The sequence below is a fragment of the Phormidium tenue FACHB-1052 genome, assembly GCF_014696675.1.
Taxonomy (GTDB): Bacteria; Cyanobacteriota; Cyanobacteriia; order Phormidesmidales; family Phormidesmidaceae; genus Nodosilinea; species Nodosilinea tenuis_A.
In genome coordinates this window covers 1-22173 of sequence record NZ_JACJQN010000025.1, presented here as the reverse complement: position 1 = coordinate 22173, position 22173 = coordinate 1, and the positions used below count along the sequence as shown (strand labels likewise).

The 22173-nt window shown below is 56.6% G+C and carries 18 protein-coding genes and 1 pseudogene; 10 read left to right on the top strand and 9 right to left on the bottom strand.

The genetic code is table 11. The annotated features are described in order from the left end of the window. Window positions 1-170 precede the first annotated feature (170 nt). The gene (locus H6G07_RS24025; RefSeq protein ID WP_073610857.1) at window positions 171-704 is read left to right on the top strand and encodes a GNAT family N-acetyltransferase; all 534 of its coding nucleotides are present in this window, start codon (window positions 171-173) and stop codon (window positions 702-704) included. A 411-nt stretch (window positions 705-1115) separates the two neighbouring features. Next, window positions 1116-3668 carry a glycogen/starch/alpha-glucan phosphorylase gene (locus H6G07_RS24020; RefSeq protein WP_073610856.1) on the top strand — a complete coding sequence of 851 codons (2553 nt, stop codon included), beginning with the start codon at window positions 1116-1118 and terminating at the stop codon, window positions 3666-3668. A gap of 7 nt (window positions 3669-3675) precedes the next feature. Here the strand turns inward: H6G07_RS24020 and H6G07_RS27265 are convergent. Further along, window positions 3676-4170, bottom strand: a pseudogene (locus H6G07_RS27265) (PIN domain-containing protein). After that, on the bottom strand, window positions 4154-4402 hold the full coding sequence (locus H6G07_RS24010) for a UPF0175 family protein (RefSeq protein ID WP_073610904.1): 249 nt from the start codon (window positions 4400-4402) through the stop codon (window positions 4154-4156). The pseudogene H6G07_RS27265 and the gene H6G07_RS24010 overlap by 17 nt, the downstream one beginning before the upstream one ends. On the opposite strand from H6G07_RS24010, the gene H6G07_RS24005 reads away from it, so the two are divergent. After that, window positions 4401-4937 (top strand): AAA family ATPase, encoded by a 537-nt coding sequence (locus H6G07_RS24005; RefSeq protein ID WP_073610855.1) that lies wholly within the window; start codon window positions 4401-4403, stop codon window positions 4935-4937. The genes H6G07_RS24010 and H6G07_RS24005 overlap by 2 nt on opposite strands. Window positions 4938-4979: 42 nt before the next feature. On the opposite strand, the gene guaA is transcribed toward H6G07_RS24005, so the two are convergent. The 3 genes from guaA to H6G07_RS23990 form a co-directional block, all read right to left on the bottom strand. Continuing rightward, window positions 4980-6593, bottom strand: coding sequence for a glutamine-hydrolyzing GMP synthase (gene guaA / locus H6G07_RS24000; protein WP_073610854.1), 1614 nt, complete (start codon window positions 6591-6593; stop codon window positions 4980-4982). A gap of 293 nt (window positions 6594-6886) precedes the next feature. Beyond that, on the bottom strand, window positions 6887-8011 hold the full coding sequence (gene cbiD, locus H6G07_RS23995; RefSeq protein WP_073610853.1) for a cobalt-precorrin-5B (C(1))-methyltransferase CbiD: 1125 nt from the start codon (window positions 8009-8011) through the stop codon (window positions 6887-6889). Beyond that, entirely contained in the window at window positions 8008-9063 is a 1056-nt protein-coding gene (locus H6G07_RS23990; protein WP_139297192.1) for a hypothetical protein, read from the bottom strand. The genes cbiD and H6G07_RS23990 overlap by 4 nt, the downstream gene beginning before the upstream one ends. A 4-nt stretch (window positions 9064-9067) precedes the next feature. Between H6G07_RS23990 and H6G07_RS23985 the strand changes: the two genes are divergently transcribed. Then, window positions 9068-9631, top strand: coding sequence for a hypothetical protein (locus H6G07_RS23985; RefSeq protein WP_073610851.1), 564 nt, complete (start codon window positions 9068-9070; stop codon window positions 9629-9631). Here H6G07_RS23985 and H6G07_RS23980 read toward each other — a convergent pair. Next, entirely contained in the window at window positions 9628-10971 is a 1344-nt protein-coding gene (locus H6G07_RS23980) for a TldD/PmbA family protein (protein WP_073610850.1), read from the bottom strand. The genes H6G07_RS23985 and H6G07_RS23980 overlap by 4 nt on opposite strands. Window positions 10972-11194: 223 nt before the next feature. After that, window positions 11195-12679, bottom strand: coding sequence for a TldD/PmbA family protein (locus H6G07_RS23975; RefSeq protein ID WP_073610849.1), 1485 nt, complete (start codon window positions 12677-12679; stop codon window positions 11195-11197). Between the two features lie 422 nt (window positions 12680-13101). On the opposite strand from H6G07_RS23975, the gene H6G07_RS23970 reads away from it, so the two are divergent. Next, window positions 13102-13530: a response regulator gene (locus tag H6G07_RS23970; RefSeq protein ID WP_199312404.1), complete on the top strand. Its 429-nt coding sequence runs from the start codon at window positions 13102-13104 to the stop codon at window positions 13528-13530. On the opposite strand, the gene H6G07_RS23965 is transcribed toward H6G07_RS23970, so the two are convergent. Continuing rightward, window positions 13527-13928 carry a Na-translocating system protein MpsC family protein gene (locus tag H6G07_RS23965; protein ID WP_073610848.1) on the bottom strand — a complete coding sequence of 134 codons (402 nt, stop codon included), beginning with the start codon at window positions 13926-13928 and terminating at the stop codon, window positions 13527-13529. The genes H6G07_RS23970 and H6G07_RS23965 overlap by 4 nt on opposite strands. A 108-nt stretch (window positions 13929-14036) precedes the next feature. Then, the gene (locus H6G07_RS23960; RefSeq protein ID WP_073610847.1) at window positions 14037-14753 is read right to left on the bottom strand and encodes a response regulator; all 717 of its coding nucleotides are present in this window, start codon (window positions 14751-14753) and stop codon (window positions 14037-14039) included. Between the two features lie 216 nt (window positions 14754-14969). On the opposite strand from H6G07_RS23960, the gene H6G07_RS23955 reads away from it, so the two are divergent. The 5 genes from H6G07_RS23955 to H6G07_RS23935 all read left to right on the top strand — a co-directional run bounded on the left by H6G07_RS23955 (window position 14970) and on the right by H6G07_RS23935 (window position 22105). Continuing rightward, a complete protein-coding gene (locus H6G07_RS23955) occupies window positions 14970-17162 on the top strand; it encodes a PAS domain-containing sensor histidine kinase (RefSeq protein ID WP_073610846.1) in 2193 nt (730 codons plus the stop codon). Window positions 17163-17256: 94 nt separating this feature from the next. After that, a complete protein-coding gene (locus H6G07_RS23950) occupies window positions 17257-17865 on the top strand; it encodes a CPBP family intramembrane glutamic endopeptidase (protein ID WP_073610845.1) in 609 nt (202 codons plus the stop codon). A 436-nt stretch (window positions 17866-18301) separates the two neighbouring features. After that, window positions 18302-18721, top strand: coding sequence for a GNAT family N-acetyltransferase (locus H6G07_RS23945; protein WP_338420729.1), 420 nt, complete (start codon window positions 18302-18304; stop codon window positions 18719-18721). 100 nt (window positions 18722-18821) lie between these two features. Then, window positions 18822-19892, top strand: coding sequence for a 3-deoxy-7-phosphoheptulonate synthase (locus H6G07_RS23940; RefSeq protein WP_073610844.1), 1071 nt, complete (start codon window positions 18822-18824; stop codon window positions 19890-19892). Between the two features lie 782 nt (window positions 19893-20674). Continuing rightward, on the top strand, window positions 20675-22105 hold the full coding sequence (locus H6G07_RS23935; RefSeq protein ID WP_199312402.1) for a UvrD-helicase domain-containing protein: 1431 nt from the start codon (window positions 20675-20677) through the stop codon (window positions 22103-22105). Window positions 22106-22173: the final 68 nt, after the last annotated feature.

Genomic DNA, 22173 nt, shown 5'->3' with positions numbered 1-22173 from the left:
CTGAATTGAGGAATGAATTTGCAAAAGCAACAGTTGCTGCATCGGCCCCCCAACCCCCCAATTTTGGGGGACTTTGAAGTCGTCTGGTTCCCCCCAGAATTGGGGGGCTAGGGGGGCAAATCATACTGCTGATTAGCAACGCCGGGATCGTCTATGTCTAACCCACAGCCATGGAAATTCGGTTTTTAACCGCTGAGGATGTCGCGGCCTATCGCGATCTGCGGCTCCTTGCCTTACGGGAGTCGCCATCGGCCTTTATCTCTAGCTATGAGCAGGAAGCGCAGCTCTCGCTGGCCGATTTTGCCGCTCGACTGCACACCAACAATGATGCCGGTGGCGGCGTTTTTGGGGCGTTTAGCGATCGCAACCACCTAATAGGCATGCTCGGGTTTTCGCGAGAAAATCGCCCGAAGCGGGTTCACGTTGGGTCTCTGAGAAGCATGTATGTTTCGCCGGAGTTTCGTGGTCAGGGGGTTGGTTCTAGTCTGCTGGATACAGCGATCGCTCACGCTCGAAAGCTGGGCGGCCTGCGGCAGATCGTGCTCAGCGTCACGGCGGGCAATGTTGCAGCGGTCTCCCTTTACCAGTCGCGGGGGTTTGAGTCCTTTGGGCTAGAACGTGATTCTCTATGTATTGACGGCACCTATTTTGATGAGGAGTATCTCGTACTACGCCTGCCCCCCGATACGGAGCCAGTATCCTGAGTGGGCTGCTGATGTAAAGCATCTCCCAATTCTCTGCCCTTGTTCTATGACCACTCAGCTTTGGGAGTCTTTTCCATGACTCAGACCTCTTTGTCGTTTTCAGATCGCTGAAAAACTAAACACATTAGCTGACAGTGAAGCTGGGCATCAGTATTTTGAACTAATTGAAACAGACATCGAGCTGATGGTTTCTATTGGGAAATATCCGCCAACGGGGTGGGATAAGCATGGGTAAAAGCATCTGCCAGAATCTACAGGAAGATGGCAACAGGTGCTTAAAGCGATTGTTTCCATACATTTCGGCATCCTTAAACTAAGATTAAATCGTGCCCTAGGCCACACTGCGCGATCGCCTAGTTTCATTTGATCAATAGAGTCACTCACTGCACCCTGACCCAGGATCGATCACCTATGGATACCCCTTCCCCTGTAGACGTTGCTGTATCCACCGCCTTAGACAAAGAGCGCACCGCCACCGATATCGAGAGCATTAAGCGGGCGTTTCTCAACAATTTGTTTTATGTGCAGGGCAAGCCGGTGTCGCTGGCTACCCAGCACGACTACTACATGGCCCTAGCGTATCTGGTGCGCGATCGCATGCTGCACCGCTGGAATGGCACCGCCGAGAGCTACACCCAGCACCGCGCCCGCACCGTCTGCTACCTGTCGGCGGAGTTTCTCATGGGGCCGCACCTGGGCAACAACCTGATCAACATGGGCATCTACGAGCCGGTCAGGCAAGCGATGGAGGAACTGGGGCTAAACTTTGACACCCTCCTCGCGCAGGAAGAGGAGCCAGGTTTGGGCAATGGCGGCCTGGGCCGACTAGCGGCCTGCTATCTCGATTCTTTAGCGTCGCTGGAGGTACCCTCCGTAGGCTACGGCATTCGCTACGAGTTCGGCATTTTTGAGCAAGACCTGCGCGATGGCTGGCAGGTCGAGCGCACCGACAAGTGGCTGCGCTACGGCAACCCCTGGGAGGTGGTGCGGCCCGAGTGGTCGGTGGAGGTCAAGTTGGGCGGCTACACCGAAACCTACACCGACGACCAGGACCGCTACCGGGTGCGCTGGGTGCCCGATCGCGAGGTGCTGGGCGTGCCCTACGACACGCCGATTCTGGGCTACCAGGTCAACACCGCCAACACCCTGCGCCTGTGGAAGGCCGAGGCGATTGAGTCCTTTGACTTTGCGGTGTTTAACCAGGGCAACTACTACGGCGCCGTCGAGCAAAAAGTCGCCTCAGAAAACATCTCCAAGGTGCTCTACCCCAACGACGAAAAGACCGCCGGTAAGCAGCTGCGCCTAGAGCAACAGTTTTTCTTTGTCTCCTGCTCCCTGCAAGACATGTTTCGCATTTTGAAAGGGCAGGGCATGGCCGTGGAGCAGTTCCACGAAAAGTTTGCCATTCAGCTAAATGACACCCACCCGGCGATCGCCGCTCCCGAACTCATGCGCCTGCTGCTCGACGAGCACGGCCTCGACTGGAGCCTGGCTTGGGAAATTACCCAAAAGACCCTGGCCTACACCAACCACACCCTGTTACCCGAGGCATTGGAGAAATGGCCCGTTAGCCTGTTTGGCCAGCTATTGCCCCGCCATTTGCAGATCATCTACGAAATCAACAACCGCTTCCTCGACCTGGTGCGGATGAAGTTTCCCAAGGATGCGGCCCGCCTGGCTCGCATGTCGCTGATTGACGAAAGCGGCGATCGCTACGTGCGCATGGCCAATCTGGCCTGCGTCAGCAGCCACACCATCAACGGCGTCGCCGCCCTGCACAGCGAACTGCTCAAAGAGACCGTGCTGCGCGACTTCTACGAACTCTTCCCCGAAAAGTTCTGCAACAAGACCAACGGCGTCACCCCCCGCCGCTGGATGGTGCTCAGCAACCCGCGCTTGAGTACCTTGATCACGAGCCGGATTGGCGATCGCTGGATCAAGCACCTCGACGAACTCAAGGCGATCGAACCCCTGGCCGACGATGCCGGTTTTCGAGCCGAGTGGCGGGCGATCAAGCAGTCTGTCAAGCGCGAGCTGGCTGGCCGCATCCATCGTCAGCACGGCATTTTAGTCGACCCTGCCTCACTGTTTGATGTGCAGGTGAAGCGCATTCACGAGTACAAGCGCCAGCACCTCAACGTGCTACACATTGTCACCCTCTACAGCCAGCTAAAGCAAAATCCCAGTTTAGATATCACGCCGCGCACTTTTATCTTTAGCGGCAAAGCGGCCCCCGGCTATCATATGGCCAAGCTGATGATTAAGCTGGTCACTGCCGTAGGCGACATGGTCAACCGAGACCCCGACCTGCGCAATCAGCTCAAGGTGATCTTTCTACCCAACTACAACGTCACCAACAGCCAGCGCATTTATCCGGCGTCCGACCTCTCCGAGCAAATCTCCACCGCAGGCTTTGAGGCCTCGGGCACCGGCAACATGAAATTTGCCATGAACGGAGCGCTAACCATCGGCACCCTAGACGGCGCCAACGTGGAAATTCGCGACGCCGTCGGCGCTGAGAACTTCTTTCTCTTTGGCCTCACCGCCCCCGAGGTGGTGGCGCTCAAAGCCGACGGCTATGATCCCTACAGCTACTACCAGCGCCACCCCATGCTCAAGGATGCGATCGACCTGATTGCCTCCGGCCACTTCTCCCACGGCGATGGCGATCTGTTTAAGCCCCTGCTCGACAAGCTGCTGTACCACGATCCGTTCATGCTGCTGGCTGACTACCAGGCCTACATTGACTGCCAAGAGACGGTGGGCCGCGCCTACAGCGATGCCGACAGCTGGACACGCATGGCGATTCTCAACTCGGTGCGGATGGGAAGCTTTTCGAGCGATCGCTCGATCGCCGAATATTGCAGCGACATCTGGAAAGTCAACCCCTTCCCCGTCGGCCTGGTGGACTACGGGGAAATCGGCGGTGAGTCCGACGGCAAGCTCACCTGCAAGCTGAGTTAGGTCTAACCTATGACTCACCGCTTTCCCGTAAGAGTTGAGCCCGCAGCGCTGGTGCCACCCAAACATTAGCTTCTTGCTGCAAGCGGTCTATTACAGCTTTGAGGGAAGGTATGCTTCCTTCGTATTGCCCCCTGAGCAAAACGCCTAAAGTTCCCGTAACGCCTAGGCCTAATGCTCTAGCCGCTCGGCGAGCCTCTTTCTCGTCGAGTAAAATTATCTCGGCAGCCAGTTCAACTGCTAGGGCAATGGCTTCAAATTCACCCTGGTGCAGGTCTTACTTCAGCAGGCTAACCAATGATCTGTCTGTCAAAGTTTGGGCGATCAGCCAACCCTCACTAATGGCAGTCTGTAGAGCACCAGAACCGGGTAATTTATCGTTGACCTTCAGCTCTGAGAGAACGGCTAAGGGAATGTAGACTTGCCCAAATTGTTGAGGTAGCAGGAACAGATGGTCAATGATTGCCAGGTTTAAGAGAGGCGAGGTGTTACTGACGACGGGCATAGTCCAGATCTTCTTCAAGTTCAGATTCTGAATAATGTCGGGTGATGTGGCGATCGCCTAGAAGCTGGCTGAATTGGCGATGATCAAGGCTGGCAAGTTCACGAGCTTTGCCAAAGGACAGCAGCTCTTGGGCATAAAGGGCCAGGGCGAGTTCTTTTAGAAGCTCTGCCTCGATACGGCTTTCGGGCAACCGAATGGATTGAATGATGGATTCGGGAATGGACAACTGCATGGCACGCATCTCCATCGTTGGCACAACGGGATCAGGTAAGACAACTCTAGCGCGACAGGTTGCTCAACGCTGCCTGATTCCCCATGTCGAGCTGGATGCCCTACAGTGGGAGCCAAATTGGACTCCTGCGGAGCCTCAAGTCTTTTACGATCGGGTAACGGCAGCTCTGAGCGGCGATCGCTGGGTTGTAGACGGCAACTACAGCGCCGTGCGCGACCTTGTTTGGGCCAGAGCCGACACGATCGTATTTTTGGATTACCCGTTTGGGCTGGTGCTGGGGCGGCTGCTAAAGCGCACGCTGCGGCGATCGCTCTACCAAGAAGAACTCTGGAACGGCAATCGAGAGACGTTTCGACAGTCGTTTTTCAGCCGCGATTCAATTCTGATCTGGCTGTTGCGCACCTACTGGAAAAAACGCCAGCAGTATCCGGCCCTGTTTCAGCAACCGGAATATGCCCATCTGTCTACCGTGCATCTGCGATCGCCCAAAGCGACCGAGGAGTGGCTACTCTCCTATGATCAACATTCGGTGTGAGCCGGGACAATTCATTAATCCGGCTCACAGCAAATTTAGAGTTTACTCCCACTCGATGGTGCCAGGCGGCTTTGAGGTAATGTCGTAAACGACCCGGTTAACCCCTTCCACCTCGTTGACAATGCGGTTCGAGATCGTCTCTAGCAGGTCGTAGGGCACCCGCGACCAGTCGGCGGTCATGCCGTCTTCGCTGCTGACTAGGCGCAGCACGATCGGGTAGGCGTAGGTGCGTTGGTCGCCCATCACCCCCACGCTGCGCACCGGCAGCAGCACCGCAAAGGCCTGCCAGAAGTCGTGATACATGCCCTGCTTGGCGATCTCATCGCGCACCACAAAGTCGGCATTGCGCAAAATCTCCAGCCGCTCCTTGGTGATTTCGCCGATAATGCGAATCGCCAAGCCAGGGCCGGGGAAGGGCTGCCGCCGCACGATCTCCTCGGGCAGGCCGATGGAGCGACCGACCTTGCGCACTTCGTCTTTAAACAGCTTGCGCAGCGGTTCTATTAGTTTAAATTGCAGATCTTTGGGCAGGCCGCCGACGTTGTGGTGGCTCTTGATCTTCACCGCCACCCGCTCGCCAGTTTTGGGATCCACATTAGTATCGGCGGACTCAATTACGTCGGGATACAAGGTGCCCTGGGCTAGGTAGTCGAAGGGGCCAAGGCGTTTCGATTCTTCTTCAAACACGCGAATGAACTCGTGGCCGATGCGCTTGCGTTTGACTTCGGGGTCGGTGACGCCCTCAACCTGGGCCAGGAAGCGATCGCGCGCCTTAACGTGAATCACCGGAATGTGAAACTGCTCGGCAAACAGCTTCACCAGTCGCTCGGGCTCATCTTTGCGCATGAAGCCCTGGTCGATAAACATACAAGTGAGCTGATCGCCGATCGCCTGGTGCAGCAAAAAGGCCAGGGTAGAGGAATCAACCCCACCCGAGAGGGCCAGCAATACCCGCTTGTCGCCCACCCGCGCCCGCACCTCGCGAATGGCGTCTTCCACAAAGGCTTCGGTGGTCCAGGTGGGTTGACATTCGCAAATGTGGTAGACAAAGTTGCGAATCAGGGCGATGCCGCCTTTGGAATGCACCACCTCGGGGTGAAACTGCACCCCGTAGAGCTTGCGGGTGTGGTCGGCAACGGCGGCGCAGGGCGTGTTATGGGTGTGGGCCAGCACTTCAAAGCCCTCGGGGAGGCGGGTTACTGAGTCGCCATGACTCATCCACATGGTGGTGGCGTCTTCGACGTTGGTAAGCAGGTCAGTGGGGTCGTCAATGAAGAGATCGGCCTTGCCGTACTCGCCCCGCTCGGCGCGCTCGACCTGACCGCCAAGCTGCTGCACCATCAGCTGCATGCCGTAGCACACACCCAACACGGGAATGCCCAGTTCCCAAATGGCGGGGTCGCAGTGGGGAGCACCGTTGTCGTAGACCGAGTTAGGCCCGCCCGAAAAAATAATCCCTTTGGGATTGAGCTGCTTGAGCTGCTCAGCGGTGGTGCGGTAGGAGAGCACCTCTGAGTACACCTCGGTTTCGCGAATGCGGCGAGCAATTAACTCAGAATATTGGGAGCCAAAGTCTAGAATGACCAGCATTTGGCGGTTGAGGTCTGGGAGCGAGGCTTCCCCAAGGTTGGCAGTGGATTCGGTTTGAAGGGTCACGATGGGTTAATCCTGCGGGTGATAGTGAATTCGAGTGCGGTGCGATCAGGATGTAGGGGGTCTACTGGCCTAAAAAGTTGAGGGTACCTAAGGATGCCATAGGATACGCATTCTATAAATGCGGCTGGGTGAGACGGATTGCTAAGCCAAGGCTGGCCTGGCTCTTAGACAACTAAAATAAACAACCCTGAATGCTTTTTGGGTAAGAAACAGCAGCCGCGCTTTGCCCTAGCACGGCATGAGGAATAAATAATAAAAGACTGCTATGGGATTTTTGTAAAAAAATATTTCTCCTAGTCTATCAAAACTTGATTGAACAGAGTCTGGCCGCGATCGCTTCTGGCCACGATCTGCCGCTGGCGGTCAAACACCATCGATCCCACTGTTAAAGGGCTGCCCCTATGGGCATGGACGTAGGCAGCAGCCCGCTCATCAATGCGCTCCACCATGTGCTGATAGACGCGCTGGGCCAGCCCGCTATCCTGCCCTCTCAAAATTTCCAGTCCAGCCTCCACCGTTGTGGCGTTAAGAATGGCCTGAATGACGGGTAGCGGCACATCCTGCCCAGCGCAGCAGGCGGCAAGAATCTCCTGACGACCGTCGGCGACGTGGTGGTGAGTGTGAAAGATTCCCCCAGCTAGCTTGATCAGCTTGCCGTGATACCCAAGCAGCAGCACTCCGGCCACCTCTAGTTGGCCCGCTTCCACCAGCATTGGCCCCACCCAGTTGGCGGTTTTCACCCGACAGTCAGGGTTGATCCCCAACGTCACCGCTAGATCCAGTCCGTTTTCGCCTAGGCAAAACACCAGGTGAGAATGCTGGGCAGCTTTGCTCCGCAGAATCTCCCTCGACTGCTCAAGCTGCCCCGGTGCGCTCAAGGGTTCAGAAATACCGCTGGTGCCCAGCAGCGAAAGCCCTTCTACGACACCAAAGGCGGCGTTAGAGGTGCGCTCTGCCAGGACACGACCCTCGGGCAAGATAATTGTGACGCGAAGGGTCTTTCCTGGTGGCAGTAGGGGAGCTAGGTGGTGGGTAATCAACGTTTTGGCGTAGCGATAGATGGCTGGTGCCCCGTCTTGATCGCGCTGCTTGCCGATGCCTTCGCCTCCCTCTAGCTGAATGGGGTCAGTCTGAGCATCATTCCCCCAAGCCACCACAGACCAGAGCGGGGTATGGCGGGTGAGATCTAAATTGTCGCCGGGGTCGCTGTGGGTAACGGCCAGCACCGAGCCGTCGGGCAGGGGGGCGAGCTGAGCAATGGGAATGTCAGCAGGGTGGGGCGGATTGAGCAGATCGAGGGTGATAATCGAGGGACGATCGCCTGCGTCGATCAAGTGCCTCAGAGCCGCGATCGCCCCGGCGCAGGCAAACACCGGCAGCGTATGGCCAGATCGGGGGGAGGAGGTCGCAGAATTCATGGAGCACCATCGGTTGTTGGGCCGGGCCAGAGGGGTAAAGCCTGAACCTGCTCTAGGGTGAGGTCGAGGTAGGTGGTGGCCTCGGGGCCGCTACCCTCCACGGGGTCTTGGCCAAAGTAACCGCGATCGCCGTCGTGGTCGTGGGGGCCGCTGGCGATCGCCTCATACTTACCCGCCCGCAGCGCCCGGTTGTAGGGCGAGCCCACCGTCCAGCCCCAGCGCGAGGGAAACAGCACGGTTCCCAGGTTGTCAATCCAGTCGTGGTCACCGTGGAAATGGTAGACCTGCTCCACCGCCTCGAACCCTTCTTGACCGTCGAAGACGCCCCCAAACGAAAGCACCGTAATCTCCATCGGTAGCCACTGGTGCAGGTAGGGAGCTGCCCCTAGAGCGACCTGCGTACCGCCGCTGGTACCCGCCAGCACCAATTGAATCGGCTCGTCGGCCTCGAGAGCAATTGCCTCGGCCTCGGCCATGCGCTCAAGGATGTTGGCCGCCGCACCTCGGTTATAGGCCTGGCCGTAGCGGTCATCGGCGGAAAGGGCCAGCCGCCATAGGTTGCGAATCTTGAGCACCAGACGGGCCAGGCTGTCTTCTTGGCCGGGGCGATCGCTGAGCTGCCACAGCCAGCGAAAGAGGGGCTGACTGCCAACGTTATCGCTCACCGCCGAGTAGGGAAACACCCCCCGCACTACAGTGCAGTCGGGCACCGCTGCCGCCATCTGGTTCAAAAAGGCTTCTTCCCCTGGGTCGAGGTCAACGTCGGCGACATTGCCCACCCCAGCCAAAAATACTAAATAGCACTGTGGCCCCGCCTCTGTCGTCGTGGCCCCGTCAGGCAGGTCGGGGCGCTGGTCAGTCAAGCCATTGCCATCCCGCAGCCACCACGACAGGGTGCTAATCGGAGAAATTGTCCCCCAGATCAAAAAGAATATCCCCAGGGCGGTCAACAGCTTGCTGGTGTCACCCAGCGATCGCGCGATCAGAGTTTGCAGCAGAGATTTCATTGGCAGCGGCCCCAGGGGTAGACTGGGCCAGGCGATAACGGACACATTTATGGGTCAGAGGCATTCGAGCAAGGGGCTGAGGCAGGTGCTAGCCGATGCCCTGACGCTCAACCAAGATTTTTATGAGCACAGCCACCGCTACCCCAAAGCGGCCCGGTTTGCCCGAGGCATTGTTGGGCTTGCCGCCCTCTCCCACGGGTTGGGCAGCGGGCTCATTTTACTGCTTTACCGGCCTTCCTTGCCGCAGCTAGCGGCTGGGGTGTTAATCAACACCCTAGCCGTGCTAGCTGGGTACTACCTTTGGACCTACGCCCTCTGGAAGCTCAACACCTGGCTAGCTCCATCGGCACCCCCCTACCGGGAGCTGCTGATCCCGGTAGGGTTTGCCTACAGCCCGCAGATACTGAACCTGCTGACAGTGATTCCACTGCTGGGGAGGCCGATTACCCTGGCTCTGGCGGGATGGACGCTGCTGGGGGCGATCGCCGCCGTCCGCGCCGGGCTCAACATTGGCCTGCTCAAAGCGGCCCTGCTGGCCGGGGTGGGCTTTACCCTGGTGCAGGTGGGCATTGGCCTGGTGCAGGCAGGCGTGCAGAACTGGGTGGCCTCCTAGCCTTCTCCCGTGATGGATAGCGCATCGACCCAGATGCGTGGGCACAGACCGCCGGGGGTGATTTCGGCCTCGGGCTCAATGTGGACGATCGCCTTGAGCAGCTCGCAGAAGTCCCCCGCGACGGTGGCCGACTCAATGCTGGTGCGATCGCCGCCATTCACCAGCCACCCATCAAAGGGCAGCGAGAATGACCCCTGAAGCGCATTCACCCCAGCGTGGAGCGCCTGCAAATCATCAATGAAAATCACGTTCTGGGCAGTTTCCAAGTTGAACTCGGTTGAGGCCTCGGCCCCCGGCAGCACCTGGTAATAGCTGGGGCCAACGGAAACCTTTGCACCAATGCTGGCATGGCCCGTAGGGCTGGCCCCCATGCGCTTGGCGGTACCGGCGCTGTGCAAAAACTGGGTCAACACACCCTGTTCGATGATTGGCACTCGACGAGTGGGGGTGCCTTCACCGTCAAAGGTTTCGGCACTGACATTCTCGGGGTGCAAAGCATCGTCGTACACCGACAGCAGCGGCGAGGCCACCACTGTCCCCAGCGAATCGACTGTGGATAAACTGCGGTTATCCAAAATGCTCTGGGCGTTATACATATTCGAGAATGCCCCCAGCAGGCTCAAAAACGCCTCCCCAGAAAACACCACCCGGTACTTGCCTGAGGCCACTTTGTCGTAGTCGAGGTGGCTGATGGTTTTTTCCGTAGCTTCCTTCAAACAGCCTTCAATATCCAGCAGCGGCAGGCCCCGGTTGACCCGCATCGCCCCAGCCGAGCGGGGTTTGCGCCCCTCCTGCTCGGTTTTACTGTAGAGATACAGCGAGGCGTAGGAGCGAGCCTCCTGGCGCAAAGCCCCAGCGCTGTTGAGGTAGAAGCGATCGATCGCCCGCTGGGCCAGACCGTTGTAGGGCACGCTGGCGATCGCCGGATGCGCTGCCAACAACTGCTTCTCGGCATCGACTAGGGTCGAAATTAAATCTCCCACCGGAGCGGGCGGCACCGTTTCCACCTGCACATCGGCAGTGGGAGCCACGGCTTCGGGGCTAAAGTCGGGAATGTGGTCATCGACCCCAAAGGCGCTGGCCTCTTGGGCAGTTTGCAGCGCCAGATCCATCCCCAGCGGGTCAACGTCGCTGGTGGAGGTCACCCCCACCTTGCCGTCCGGGTTCCACACCCGCACAATCACGCTGGAGCGGTTCGAGGCCTTGACCTGCTTAGGGTCGCCCTTATCGACCTGCACGCTGGTCTCGTCTACAGAAGACCCGTACACGTCGTATTTAGAGATGCCGAGTTTTTTGGCGCTAGCTTCTGCGTAGGCGGCGATGTCTTGGATGGTGGGCATAGGGAGTGGGGAAGTAAGGGGGTAGGGGAGGTAGGGAAGATAAGGGGGATGGGGAAGATTGGGAACGACTGCGATCGCCGTAGGTTTTCTATCTAGGGCAGGGAGAGTAGGTGGTTGGAGGGCTAGCGAAACCCACCCAGAGGTTAAGGCTGTTGGGTTTCACTGCGTTGCACCCAACCTACAATTGCTCCGTCTTACTCCCTACCCCTCACTCCCTACCCCTCTATCGTCCACCGACGGTAATTGAGTCAACCTTCAGGTGCGGCTGCCCCACGGTGACGTAGATGCTGCCGCTGATCGAGCCGCAGAAGCCCGCCGCCAGGTCTAAATCGTTGGAGCACATAGAAATTTTGTCCATAATTTCGGTGGCTTCGCCGATCAGGGTCGCGCCCTTGAGGGGTTTGGTGATTTGGCCGTTTTCGATCAGGTAGGCTTCGGATACGGCAAAGTTGAACTGGCCGGTGGGGCCAACGCTGCCGCCGCCCATCTGCTTGCAGTAGATGCCTTTTTCCACCGAGGCAAACAGCTCCTCTACCGAATAGTCGCCGGGGGCGATGTAGGTGTTGCGCATGCGGCTGGCGGCAGCGTAGGTAAAGCCCTGGCGGCGACCGCTGCCGGTACGGGGGTGGCCGGTGCGCATAGAGCCAGCGCGATCGCTCAAAAAGTTCTTTAGAATGCCGTTCTCGATCAGCAGAGTGCGCTGGGCGGGCATACCCTCGTCATCCATATCAATGGTGCCAAAAGCGTCCGTCGTCAGCCCTTCATCCCAGGCGGTGAGATTTTCGTGGGCAATCTTTTGGCCCTTTTTGTCGATGAAGGGGGTGGTGCCTCGCTCGATCTGAGTGGTTTCCAACAGGTGTCCGCAGGCTTCGTGGAAGATCACACCGCCAAACTTGTTGGCCATAATCACCGGGTAGCTACCCGACTCGACGTAGTCGGCGTAGAGCATTTTGCCCGCCGACTCGGCCACATCGGCGGCGGCGGTTTGATAATCCCAGGTTCTCAAAAAGCCGGGGTCGCTGGTGTCGCCAGCCCGCTGGCCAATGGAGGAACGATGCTCGCCGTCGGCGCACAGCAGGTTGTAGCCCACCGACTGGGTAAGGCGAATGTCGCGGGCAAAGGTGCCGTCGCTGGCGGCCACCAGCACCTCTTGCCAATCGCGAAAATAGACGGCGCGGCGCGACTGCACGTGACTGGCCTGCTGGCCCAGGGCACCATTGGCGGCCAGCAGCACGTCGCCCATTTCCTGCATTGAGCTGCACTGGCTCAGCCAGGCGTCTTTGCCCTTGGCGGTAGCGTAGTCGCGCAGCAGCTCCAGGTTGATTTCGGCCAGGTTGGTGTGGGGGCCGGGCAAGGTCAGCCCCATAATGGCGAGGGCTTTGTCGAGGGCTGCCTTGAGACCATTAAAGGTGAGGTCGTTGGTGCTGACGTAGCAGTCGGCCTTATCGCGAAACACGCGCACCCCGGCCCCCGTTACTAGCCGGGGTGACAGGCTGGTAATGGCGTCGTCTTCGGCCTGGCAGCTAATGTAGTTGTTGCGCTCTAGAAAAAATTCAACGAAGTCGGCCCCGGCGGCACGACCTAAACCCAGCAGAGTCGATAGGGTGGCCTCCCAGGCACTGTCGAAGCGATCGCGAGGGGCAGCGTAGTCCCGTTGGAGCAGGTCGTTGGTCTTAAGCAGCGGGGTTGGGAAGGGTGCAACCGTCATGCCAGTGAATCCTTGGTGGGGTGAGGGATCGTCCCGTTGGAACCTTCACAGTCTAACAAACCTGCCGCATTGAGGCCGGGTAGAATCCGCCCTTGAACAGGCCGGGCCGGGACAGGCTAACCAGCACCAGACCAGCCAACTGTTAACCTCTATTGCTAGGCGGTTAATTATTGTTGAAAGCTATATCAATAAAATGGCTGTGCTAACATAGCTTAAAGATTAAGAAAAACAAAAGCTTTTTGTTCTTCGCAGCTCTGCCATGCTCTACCTTCGGCCCTGATCGGCTAAAGGCTACGGCAGACCTCAAAATCTTCACCAAGCCAATCCCTTTACGTGCTCTTTTGACCACGGGCGGAATGCCTCTCTCGCAGCGTCTAGTGCCAACTAGTCTGCCCCCTAGGCCCCAACAAGGAGATAGTCCTGTGGTTGCGCAAACAACAGCCCCCCTGTCGAACCCCGTGCAGTCTCAAGTGCCGCTGGTGCTGGTTGTCGATGACGACGACGATAGCCTAACGCTAATGGCCTACATTTTAGAACAGCTATCTTGCCAGGCCTGCTTTGTCGCCGATGGTTTTGCCGCTCTGGTGGCCGCTCAGCAGCAGCGGCCCAGCTTAATTTTGTCTGACATTCATCTGCCTGAGGTCGATGGCTACAGCCTGCTCAGGCAGCTGCGCGCCGACGGCAATACCCAAAATATTCCGGTGGTGGCTGTGACCGCCCTGGCAGGGAGCGACAACCGCCACAGAATTTTAGCGGCTGGGTTCGACGACTACATCAGCAAGCCTTTTTTGGTGCAGTCGGTCGAACAGCTAATCGGTCGCTTTATTGGTCTAGGGCAGCCCGTCGGCTAGGCTTGAGCGGCCTTGGCGGCGGGTCTTAGATCGGGCGGCGCAGACAGAATAATCACAATGCCGGTGCGGCCTGTCGCTAAGGTCGCGTCGGTCAAAATATCGACCACGTCGCGATCGAGAGCCTCCTCAGCAATTTGAATAATTTGGGGACGCAGCGCCGTTGCCAGATCGGCTCGCACCTGTTCGGCGAGGGCTGCATCCCCGTTTTGAACGAGCAACTGCTCAGGCTTAGTGACCGAATCTTCGATCACTAGCAGCAGCTTGTCGTCAATGAGTTGGCAGGTAATCTTGCCGGTGGCGTGGTTGAGCTGTTCGCGATATAGCCGCTGAAACTGCTGAGTTAAGTGCCGCTGAATCTGACCGGCTGTGGGCAGCAAAGTAGAGGGGGTAGTATCCATAGGGTGCTGTGAATGACAGTCGACTAGGGGCCTTGTTTCAAGGGTATAGCCAGCTGTAAAACTATTGATCAGGTCTCAGGTTAAGGGCACGGGCGTGCCCTTAGGCCCCTAGGTCACCAGCCCCGATCGCAGGGCGCGGACAGCAGCCTTGGTGCGATCGTCTACCCCTAACTTGTTGAGAATACTGCGCACGTGGGTCTTAACCGTGCCAACGGTGATGTAGGAGCGCTCAGCAATCTCAGCATTGCTGCACCCACCCACAATCAGTTCTAGAATTTCTAGCTCTCGCTCGGTCAGCGGGTAGGATTCTAGAATTTGCTCAAATTCAGGCTCGATCGCTTCAATGGAGACCGTGCGATTGCCGATAGCCATAGCCCCGGCGGGGGTTTTGCGCACTTGGCGCAGCACCACGCTGGCCACAGCTGGGTCAATCCAGGAGTTGCCTTCGTTGGTCTCCCGCACCGCCACAATTAGGTCGTCTAACTCGGTTTGCTTCATGCAGTAGGAGTCGGCACCGGCGGCAAAAGCGGCCATAACGGCGGCTTCGCTGTCGTGCATGGTGAGCATCAGCACGCGGGTCGGGTTGCCCTCCAGGCCGCTCTGGCTCTGGCGCAGGCGCTCGACTAGCTCAATGCCGTCAATGTCGGGCAGACCAATATCGACGATAGCAATGTCGGGTCGCTCGGTTTCAAGCAGGCTCAGCCCCCGAGCCCCGTTGGCGGCTTCACCCACAACCGTCATGCCGGGTACGCGCTGTAGGGCGGCCTTGAGGCCGAGTCGAGTCAGGTCGTGGTCTTCAATGAGTACAATGCGAATGTCTGTCATTAGATGGCCTCCTAACGAGGCATTAAAAAGGTTGTGGGCGGCTCGTCATCGCCCAGAGTGCCCTGATTATGGACTAACTATAGAGCATCAGCACGTACCGCTGGGCAGACCTAGGCCAGGTGGGGTCTATATCTCCGGATAGACTTTGCTCTACCCAAGGGTTACGCCGTCAAAATCTATCTGCGAAATCAATACCTCTCACGATAGGGATCGGCCATGGTTGAATACTGGCAGTCTTTGCGATTGGGGCCATATATTCCCCACGGACACTGCTATCTGTGGCAGCCGGGCCTGGTGTGGCTGCACCTGCTGTCCGACGCGCTGATTGCGCTGTCGTACTGGATGATTGCGGGAGCCTTGATTTACTTTGTGCAAAAGCGGCCCGATGTGCCCTTTAGGCCTTTATTTTGGCTATTTGCGGCCTTTATTGCGGCCTGTGGTGCTACTCACCTGCTTGGGGTGTGGACGCTGTGGTTCCCTACCTACTGGGTGTCAGGGACGATGAAGGCGCTGACCGCGCTGGTATCGCTGGCCACGGCGCTGGAGCTGGTGCCCCGGCTGCCCCTGGCCCTGGCCCTGCCCAATGCCACCCAGTTGATGGATATGAATCGGGCGCTCCAGGATGAAATTGGCGATCGCAAGCAAGCCGAAGCCAGCCTGCGCACCGCCGAGCAAGAGGTGCGCCAGCTCAACCAGACCCTAGAAGACCGGGTGCAGCGCCGCACCGCCCAGCTCGAAGCGGCGAAGCAGCAGATCGAAACGCTGCTGGAGCAAGAGCGCCAGGCCCGCATGACCCTACAGAGCACCACTACCGACCTGCAAGAGACGGCGGAGCGCCTCAACCTCGCCCTGAGCGCTGCCCAAATGGGCTCCTGGGACTGGCAGCTCGACACCAATACGCAGGTTTGGTCGCCGCAGACTGAGCAGATTATGGGTTTTGAACCCGGCACCGTTGCTTCCACGGCTGAGGTCTGGGCCGAGCGGGTACACCCGCAGGATTTGCCAGGGATTCAGGCGCTGGTCGATGAGGCGATCGCCAACCAAAGTGAGTTTGTCGGCCAGTACCGCCTCCAGTGGCCCGACGGCACCTGGCACTGGATCAGCGCCTACGGTCGCGTGGTTGCAGTTAAAGAGGGGCGCACCCAACGCCTGGTCGGCGTCGTGCAAGATATCACCGTCGCCAAGCAGGCCGAGCTAGATTTGCAGGCCAGCGAACGGCGGTTTCGAGCGGTGTTCGAGCAGGCGGCGGTGGGCATGGCTCGCCTCGACTGGCAAGGGCATTGGATTCAGGTCAACCAGAAGTTCTGCGATATTTTGGGCTACCGACCTGAGGAGCTGATCAATCGCTCCTTTCAGTCGATTACCCATGAGGGCGATCGCCTGCAAGATGAGCACTACTACCACCAGCTACTCACCGAGCAAACCCCCTGCCAGTTTGAGAAACGCTACCTCCGCAAGGACGGTACCCCTGTCTGGACGCTGGTTACGGCATCGGTCGAAAGCGACGAGGCCGACTGCCCCCTGGCCTTCATCGCCATCATTGAAGACATCGAAGACCGCAAGGCGGCTCGAGAAGAGCTGCTGCGCCGGGCCGACGAAATGGCCAACACCAACCTGATGCTGGCCCACACCACCGCCATGCTAGAGCAGCGCAACGCTGAGCTAGATCAGTTTGCCTACGTGGCGTCCCACGACTTGAAAGCTCCGCTGCGGGCGATCTCTAACCTGGCCGACTGGATTGGTGAAGACTTGGAGGGGCAAATACCGACTGAAAACCGCCGCCAGCTCGACCTGTTGCGCAGCCGCGTGCAGCGCATGGAAGCCCTAATCAACGGTCTGCTGGAATATTCGCGGGTGGGCCGTCGCCAGCGCAGCCTGGTGGCCGTAGACCTCAACCAGCTACTCGACAACGTGATCGATTCCCTTGACCCGCCAGAACAGTTTAAGGTAGAGGTGCCCACCGATCTGCCCACCCTCTACAGCCACAAAACGGCCCTGGGGCAAGTGTTTGCCAACTTGATCAACAACGCCATCAAGCACCACCACAGCGCTGGCGACGGCGGCCCAGAGAGCGTTGGCGAAGCCCGCTCGAACATTCGCGGCACCGTGCGCGTTACCTGGCAAGACCAGGGCCAGTGGCTCGAATTTGCCGTCGCCGACGATGGCCCCGGTATTGCCCCCCAGTACCACGAGAAAATTTTTACCATCTTTCAAACCCTTAAGGCCCGCGACGACTTTGAAAGCACCGGCGTTGGCCTGGCGGTGGTCAAAAAAATCGTCGAAGCCGAAAATGGCCGCGTGTGGCTGACCTCTGCCGTGGGCGAAGGCACGACGTTTTACTTCACCTGGCCCTTTATCAAAACTCCGCCCGCCCAGCAGAACGCAGACCCCATGGACGACAACCCATAGCCCGATTGCGCCTGGCTGGCAGCGACTGATGAATTAAAACGGATTTCGCCGATCGCTTCGTTAAGATAACAATGCCCTCAGCGTTGAGATCTCTGTGACCCAGCCGCCCCCCAGCCCAGACCCGCAGCCCGATCCCCAGCTTGAGCCCCTGACCCGAGTGCAGGTACTGGTGGCGATGGGCGTCACGGCGGTGGTGCTGCTGCTAATTTCTAAAGCCTGGCTGTATTTTGACCCAGTAGAACTGATGCCGATGCGGCTATCTTGGGCTGATGGTCTGCTGGGGGTAGGGCTAGGGGTGGCGATCACCCTGGCCAGCGGTGTGGTCTATCGCCTGTGGCCCGCCTACCGCCACAGCGCAGATACCTACCTGACCCTGGTGCTTCAGCCATTGCAGTGGCCTGACCTAATCTGGCTGGGGCTACTGCCGGGGCTGAGCGAAGAACTGCTGTTTCGCGGCGTCATGCTGCCCGCCATTGGCATGAATACCCTGGGCATTGTCGTGTCGGCGGCCAGCTTTGGAGTGCTGCACCTGAGTAGTTTGCAGCAGTGGACCTACGTGGTGTGGGCTACGGCGATTGGTTTGGTGTTGGCGATCGGGGCGGTGCTAACCGGCAACCTGCTAGTGCCAATCGTGGCCCACACAGTGACAAATTTAGTCTCTAGCGTCGTGTGGAAGCTGCGTCAGCAGAGCACGACGGTATGATTTGGGGTTTTGGGTCTCGGGCATGGGGTCTAAGGCGCACTCCCAGACCTTGAACCTCACACCTCGAACTCTGCACTCTCTCCGCCTTCTGCATACAGTTGTCAGGGCTTCCTAGCAATGTCAACAGAATTCGAGTTTTGGTATACCGTTATTCAAAAATTCTGTTTATTCTGTCTGAAGAGCATAGCGCTGGGCGCACCCTCGACTTTGCTCTCGCAAATATACAAGCCGGTAGATCTTGATTCGGCTGTGAATTGTCTACTCTGGCAGAATGGTGCTTCGCTAACTAAGCGACAGAACCAGCGTAGTTTTTGCGATTAAGCTAACCCCACTGAACCTTAGCCCTGATTGGGATGTGAGCAGGTTGTTGATAGATTGCAGCGCTATTCAATTTCAGTACGCTAATCAGTTTTCTACCGCTGATTTAGACCAGTTAGTGAAGCTGTTTCAGATGGCGGCGTTTTGGGCCAAAGATCGCACGCGGCAGGATATGGAGACGGCGATCGCCCACAGCTACCCCGTTGTCACCGCCTGGGATGACGCTACGCTAATTGGGTTTGCCCGTGCCACCTCCGACGGTGTGTTTCGCGCCACCATTTGGGACGTGGTGATCTCGCCTGACTACCAGGGCGGCGGCCTGGGCCGCAGGCTAGTGGAAACCCTGGTAGCCCACCCCCACATGAGCTGCGTCGAGCGGGTCTATTTAATGACCACCCACCAGCAGGGATTTTATAAGCGCATCGGCTTTGAAGAAAACGCCTCCACCACGATGGTGCTCTACAACAGTGCCGAAATCGAGATGCTGCCTCCCCTGGGCTCTCCCGCTGAAGCGCCCGCCGAAATCACGGTTGGTTAAAAACTCGCCCCTACGCCTTAACTCCTCCTGGAGGTAAGGTAAGCTACCATTTTATTGGCGGCTCCGGGGTGGAGCCGATATTTATTAGGCCAAAAATTCAATGCACCAAACCCAGGATCTTCACGTTGTTGAGACTCGCCCTTTAGTCAGCCCGGCGCTGTTGCACCACGAGTTGCCGATGTCGGCGGAGGCGGCGACGCTAGTGGCCGAGGCGCGCGATCGCATTCGCCACATTCTCTACAACGAAGACCGCCGCCTGCTCGTCATCGTCGGCCCCTGCTCGGTGCACGACATCGACGCCGCCTACGAGTATGGCCAAAAGCTAGTCAACCTGCGCCATGAACTCTCGGGCCAGCTCGAAATCATCATGCGGGTCTACTTTGAAAAACCCCGTACCAACGTGGGCTGGAAGGGTCTGATCAATGACCCCCACCTCGACGGCAGCTACGACATCAACACCGGCCTGCGCCTGGCCCGCAAGCTGCTGCTCGACCTGGCCCACCTGGGGCTGCCCGCCGCCACCGAGCTGCTCGACCCGGTGACGCCGCAGTACATTGCCGACCTAATTGCCTGGACTGCGATCGGCGCTCGCACCACCGAAAGCCAGACCCACCGCGAAATGGCCTCGGGCCTTTCGATGCCGATTGGCTTTAAAAACAGCACTGACGGCAGCCTGCAAGCGGCGATGAATGCTATGGTTGCCGCCAGCCGCCCCCACCACTTTTTGGGCATCAATCAAAGCGGTCTGGCCAGCATTGTCACCACCACCGGCAACCCCGATGGGCACCTAGTGCTGCGGGGCGGCAAAGACGGCCCTAACTTTAGCGCCGCGCACGTGGTCAAAGCCGCCGAAGAGATGGTCAAGCTCAAGCTCAATCACCGCATGATGGTCGATTGCAGCCACGCCAACGCTAACAAAGACCACAACCGCCAGACCAATGTGCTAGATGACATCGCCGCCCAGGTGCGCGGTGGCTCACGCCACATTTTGGGTGTGATGATTGAGAGCCACTTGAAGGCGGGCAATCAGTCGATCCCTGACAATTTGCGGCAGCTCACCTATGGCCAAAGCGTTACCGATGCCTGTGTGGATTTTGACACTACAGCGGCTATGCTGCGGCAGTTAGCCAGCGCGGTAGAGCCGTCGTTGCAAGCGGCACCGCTGGGCTAGCCCCCATTACCTGTAGGGTGGGTCACCGCCACCCTACCCAGTTTTTGTACTGTACAAATTACCGACCCACCATCTACGACAGTGGAGTAACTCGCTGTGGATGAGGAGTGCGTTGCAGCCCAGAAGGTTTTGACGGTTCTGCAAGACTGGCTGAACCGCCTGTATGGAGAGCAGCATTGCGTCAATAGTAGATGCTCATGCCCCTCTATTTTTGTGAAGTTGTACGGAAAATTTCTGGGTAACTACTCCTAGCAAAGATACATACGGCAAATATCCACATAACTGCCTATAGAGGGTGAATTATACGGAAACCGTCGGTATAACTGTCTTCTCAAGGGTAGTTATATAGAAACTGTCAGCATAATAAGTTGTTATGCCGCCTCAAGTTGTCGGTGGGGACGGAACCGAGAGGCAATTTGTGAGATGCATTGCGCTAAGAATCTGCGACTGTTGAACTAGGCTACGCTGACAACGGTGTGAGAAGACTGCTATAACGTGATAATGAGTAAAGATTTGTGGGTGCATATGTGTCCCCGCTCCGGATCTAGGGGAAAGCTAGGGTTGGGTGCCGAGGTTCTTACAATTAATTGCACGAAAACCACAGTAAATCCTCAATAGAAAATATCAGCACAAGGGACAACTTACAGATTGATAATGTTCAAGAATTTGCCAAAGCTGTTGGTGGAAACGATCATCTTTGGCAGTGTCTGGCTGGGCGAGAAGTGAGCCATTGCACATGAGGAAAGGGTGAAGTATCACTTATAAATACGCACCACATTTTCTTGAAGAATTTTGGTGGACCTGCAAGTTATCCCAAAAATAGATTTATTGAAGAATTTCAAGAGGTAAGACCAGGAATATCTGCTTATGACCTTCTTGATCCTTGCACAATAGAAAAAATTCAGTCGTTATTAAAAAGATTAGAAGAAATATTTGAGAAAGATTTTCTAAACGCCAGATCTTTCTATGAGTCTAATTGCGCTAAATATATTTCTCTTAGTGATTTCGAACAGAGAAAGAGAAATTTTGTAAAATTGTGGACATCTAAAAACTTAGCGTTCGAATTAGATGATGAACAGTCAAGAGCGATTGGTGCAGTTGAAGACCACGTTCAAGTGGTTGCGAGGGCTGGCAGTGGTAAAACCCGCACTTTAGTTAGTCGAGCCCTGTTTTTACAAAAACATTGTGGCGTTTCTCCAAATGAAATGTTGTTGTTAGCTTTTAATAAAAAAGCTGCACATGAAATACGTGATCGTCTAACTAAACAACTGCAAGATCCTACTCCTCATGTTATGACGTTTCATGCTTTAGCTTATGCACTTGTTCATCCTGAAGAAGATATTCTTTTTAATGAACCGGATGGAGAGCAAAGTAAAAGTCGTGCCTTGCAGACAGTTATTGATGATTATCTGCACGATCCAGATTATTGGGAAGAGATCCGTGATTTGATGACAGCCCATTTTCGTGAGGATTGGGAGCGTATCATTACTGGTGGTTACAATAAAAGTCCTCAAGAAATACTGAAATATCGTCGTTCTCTACCAAAAGAGAGCCTTAGAGGAGAATATGTTAAGTCATTTGGTGAAAAAATAATTGCAGATTTCTTATTTGAACACGGTATTAATTACAAGTATGAACGTAGTTTCTGGTGGAGTGGAATCAACTATCGTCCTGACTTCACAATTTTTACTGGGGATAATCAAGGCGTAATTATTGAATACTTTGGGCTGAGGGGTGACCCTAACTATGATGAAATGTCAGATAAGAAACGACAATATTGGGATAATCAAGATAGCTGGCAGCTATTTGAGTTTTATCCTAATGACTTAACAGAAAATGGAATCGAAGGCTTCTATGCTCTGCTAAAGCAGTCTCTTGAGAAGTGCCAGATTCCTGGCTGTCGTTTGAGTGAAGAGGAAATATGGCTCCGCATCAAAGACCGAGCTATTGACCGATTTACCACAGCGATGGAAAATTTCATTCAACGATGTCGAAAGTTAATTCTTTCAGTTGAAGACCTAGCTGAAAGAATAGCTTATCACACTTGTGTTAATGAAGTTGAAGAGCGTTTTTTAGAACTAGCCAAGGTGTTCTATAAAGCCTATCTCGAACGTCTTCAAGCAACAGGTGAAGAAGATTTTGATGGATTAATGCAAAGAGCATCACAGATAGTTGCTTCAGGGTGCATCCCAGTCTTGCGAGACTCATTTTGAGAAGTAATTGTTTAGATACGCGCACCGCTGTCGCAGCACTTGTTGCACGTTGTCTTCGTCCCACTGAG

What these genes read in the sequence shown, in the direction of transcription:
- H6G07_RS24025 (WP_073610857.1), top strand. Translation starts at nt 171, where the DNA reads ATGGAAATTCGGTTTTTAACCGCTGAGGATGTCGCGGCCTATCGCGAT.
- H6G07_RS24020 (WP_073610856.1), top strand. Translation starts at nt 1,116, where the DNA reads ATGGATACCCCTTCCCCTGTAGACGTTGCTGTATCCACCGCCTTAGAC.
- H6G07_RS24005 (WP_073610855.1), top strand. Translation starts at nt 4,401, where the DNA reads ATGGCACGCATCTCCATCGTTGGCACAACGGGATCAGGTAAGACAACT.
- H6G07_RS24010 (WP_073610904.1), bottom strand. Translation starts at nt 4,402, where the DNA reads ATGCAGTTGTCCATTCCCGAATCCATCATTCAATCCATTCGGTTGCCC.
- cbiD (WP_073610853.1), bottom strand. Translation starts at nt 8,011, where the DNA reads ATGAATTCTGCGACCTCCTCCCCCCGATCTGGCCATACGCTGCCGGTG.
- H6G07_RS23985 (WP_073610851.1), top strand. Translation starts at nt 9,068, where the DNA reads ATGGGTCAGAGGCATTCGAGCAAGGGGCTGAGGCAGGTGCTAGCCGAT.
- H6G07_RS23980 (WP_073610850.1), bottom strand. Translation starts at nt 10,971, where the DNA reads ATGCCCACCATCCAAGACATCGCCGCCTACGCAGAAGCTAGCGCCAAA.
- H6G07_RS23975 (WP_073610849.1), bottom strand. Translation starts at nt 12,679, where the DNA reads ATGACGGTTGCACCCTTCCCAACCCCGCTGCTTAAGACCAACGACCTG.
- H6G07_RS23965 (WP_073610848.1), bottom strand. Translation starts at nt 13,928, where the DNA reads ATGGATACTACCCCCTCTACTTTGCTGCCCACAGCCGGTCAGATTCAG.
- H6G07_RS23960 (WP_073610847.1), bottom strand. Translation starts at nt 14,753, where the DNA reads ATGACAGACATTCGCATTGTACTCATTGAAGACCACGACCTGACTCGA.
- H6G07_RS23955 (WP_073610846.1), top strand. Translation starts at nt 14,970, where the DNA reads ATGGTTGAATACTGGCAGTCTTTGCGATTGGGGCCATATATTCCCCAC.
- H6G07_RS23940 (WP_073610844.1), top strand. Translation starts at nt 18,822, where the DNA reads ATGCACCAAACCCAGGATCTTCACGTTGTTGAGACTCGCCCTTTAGTC.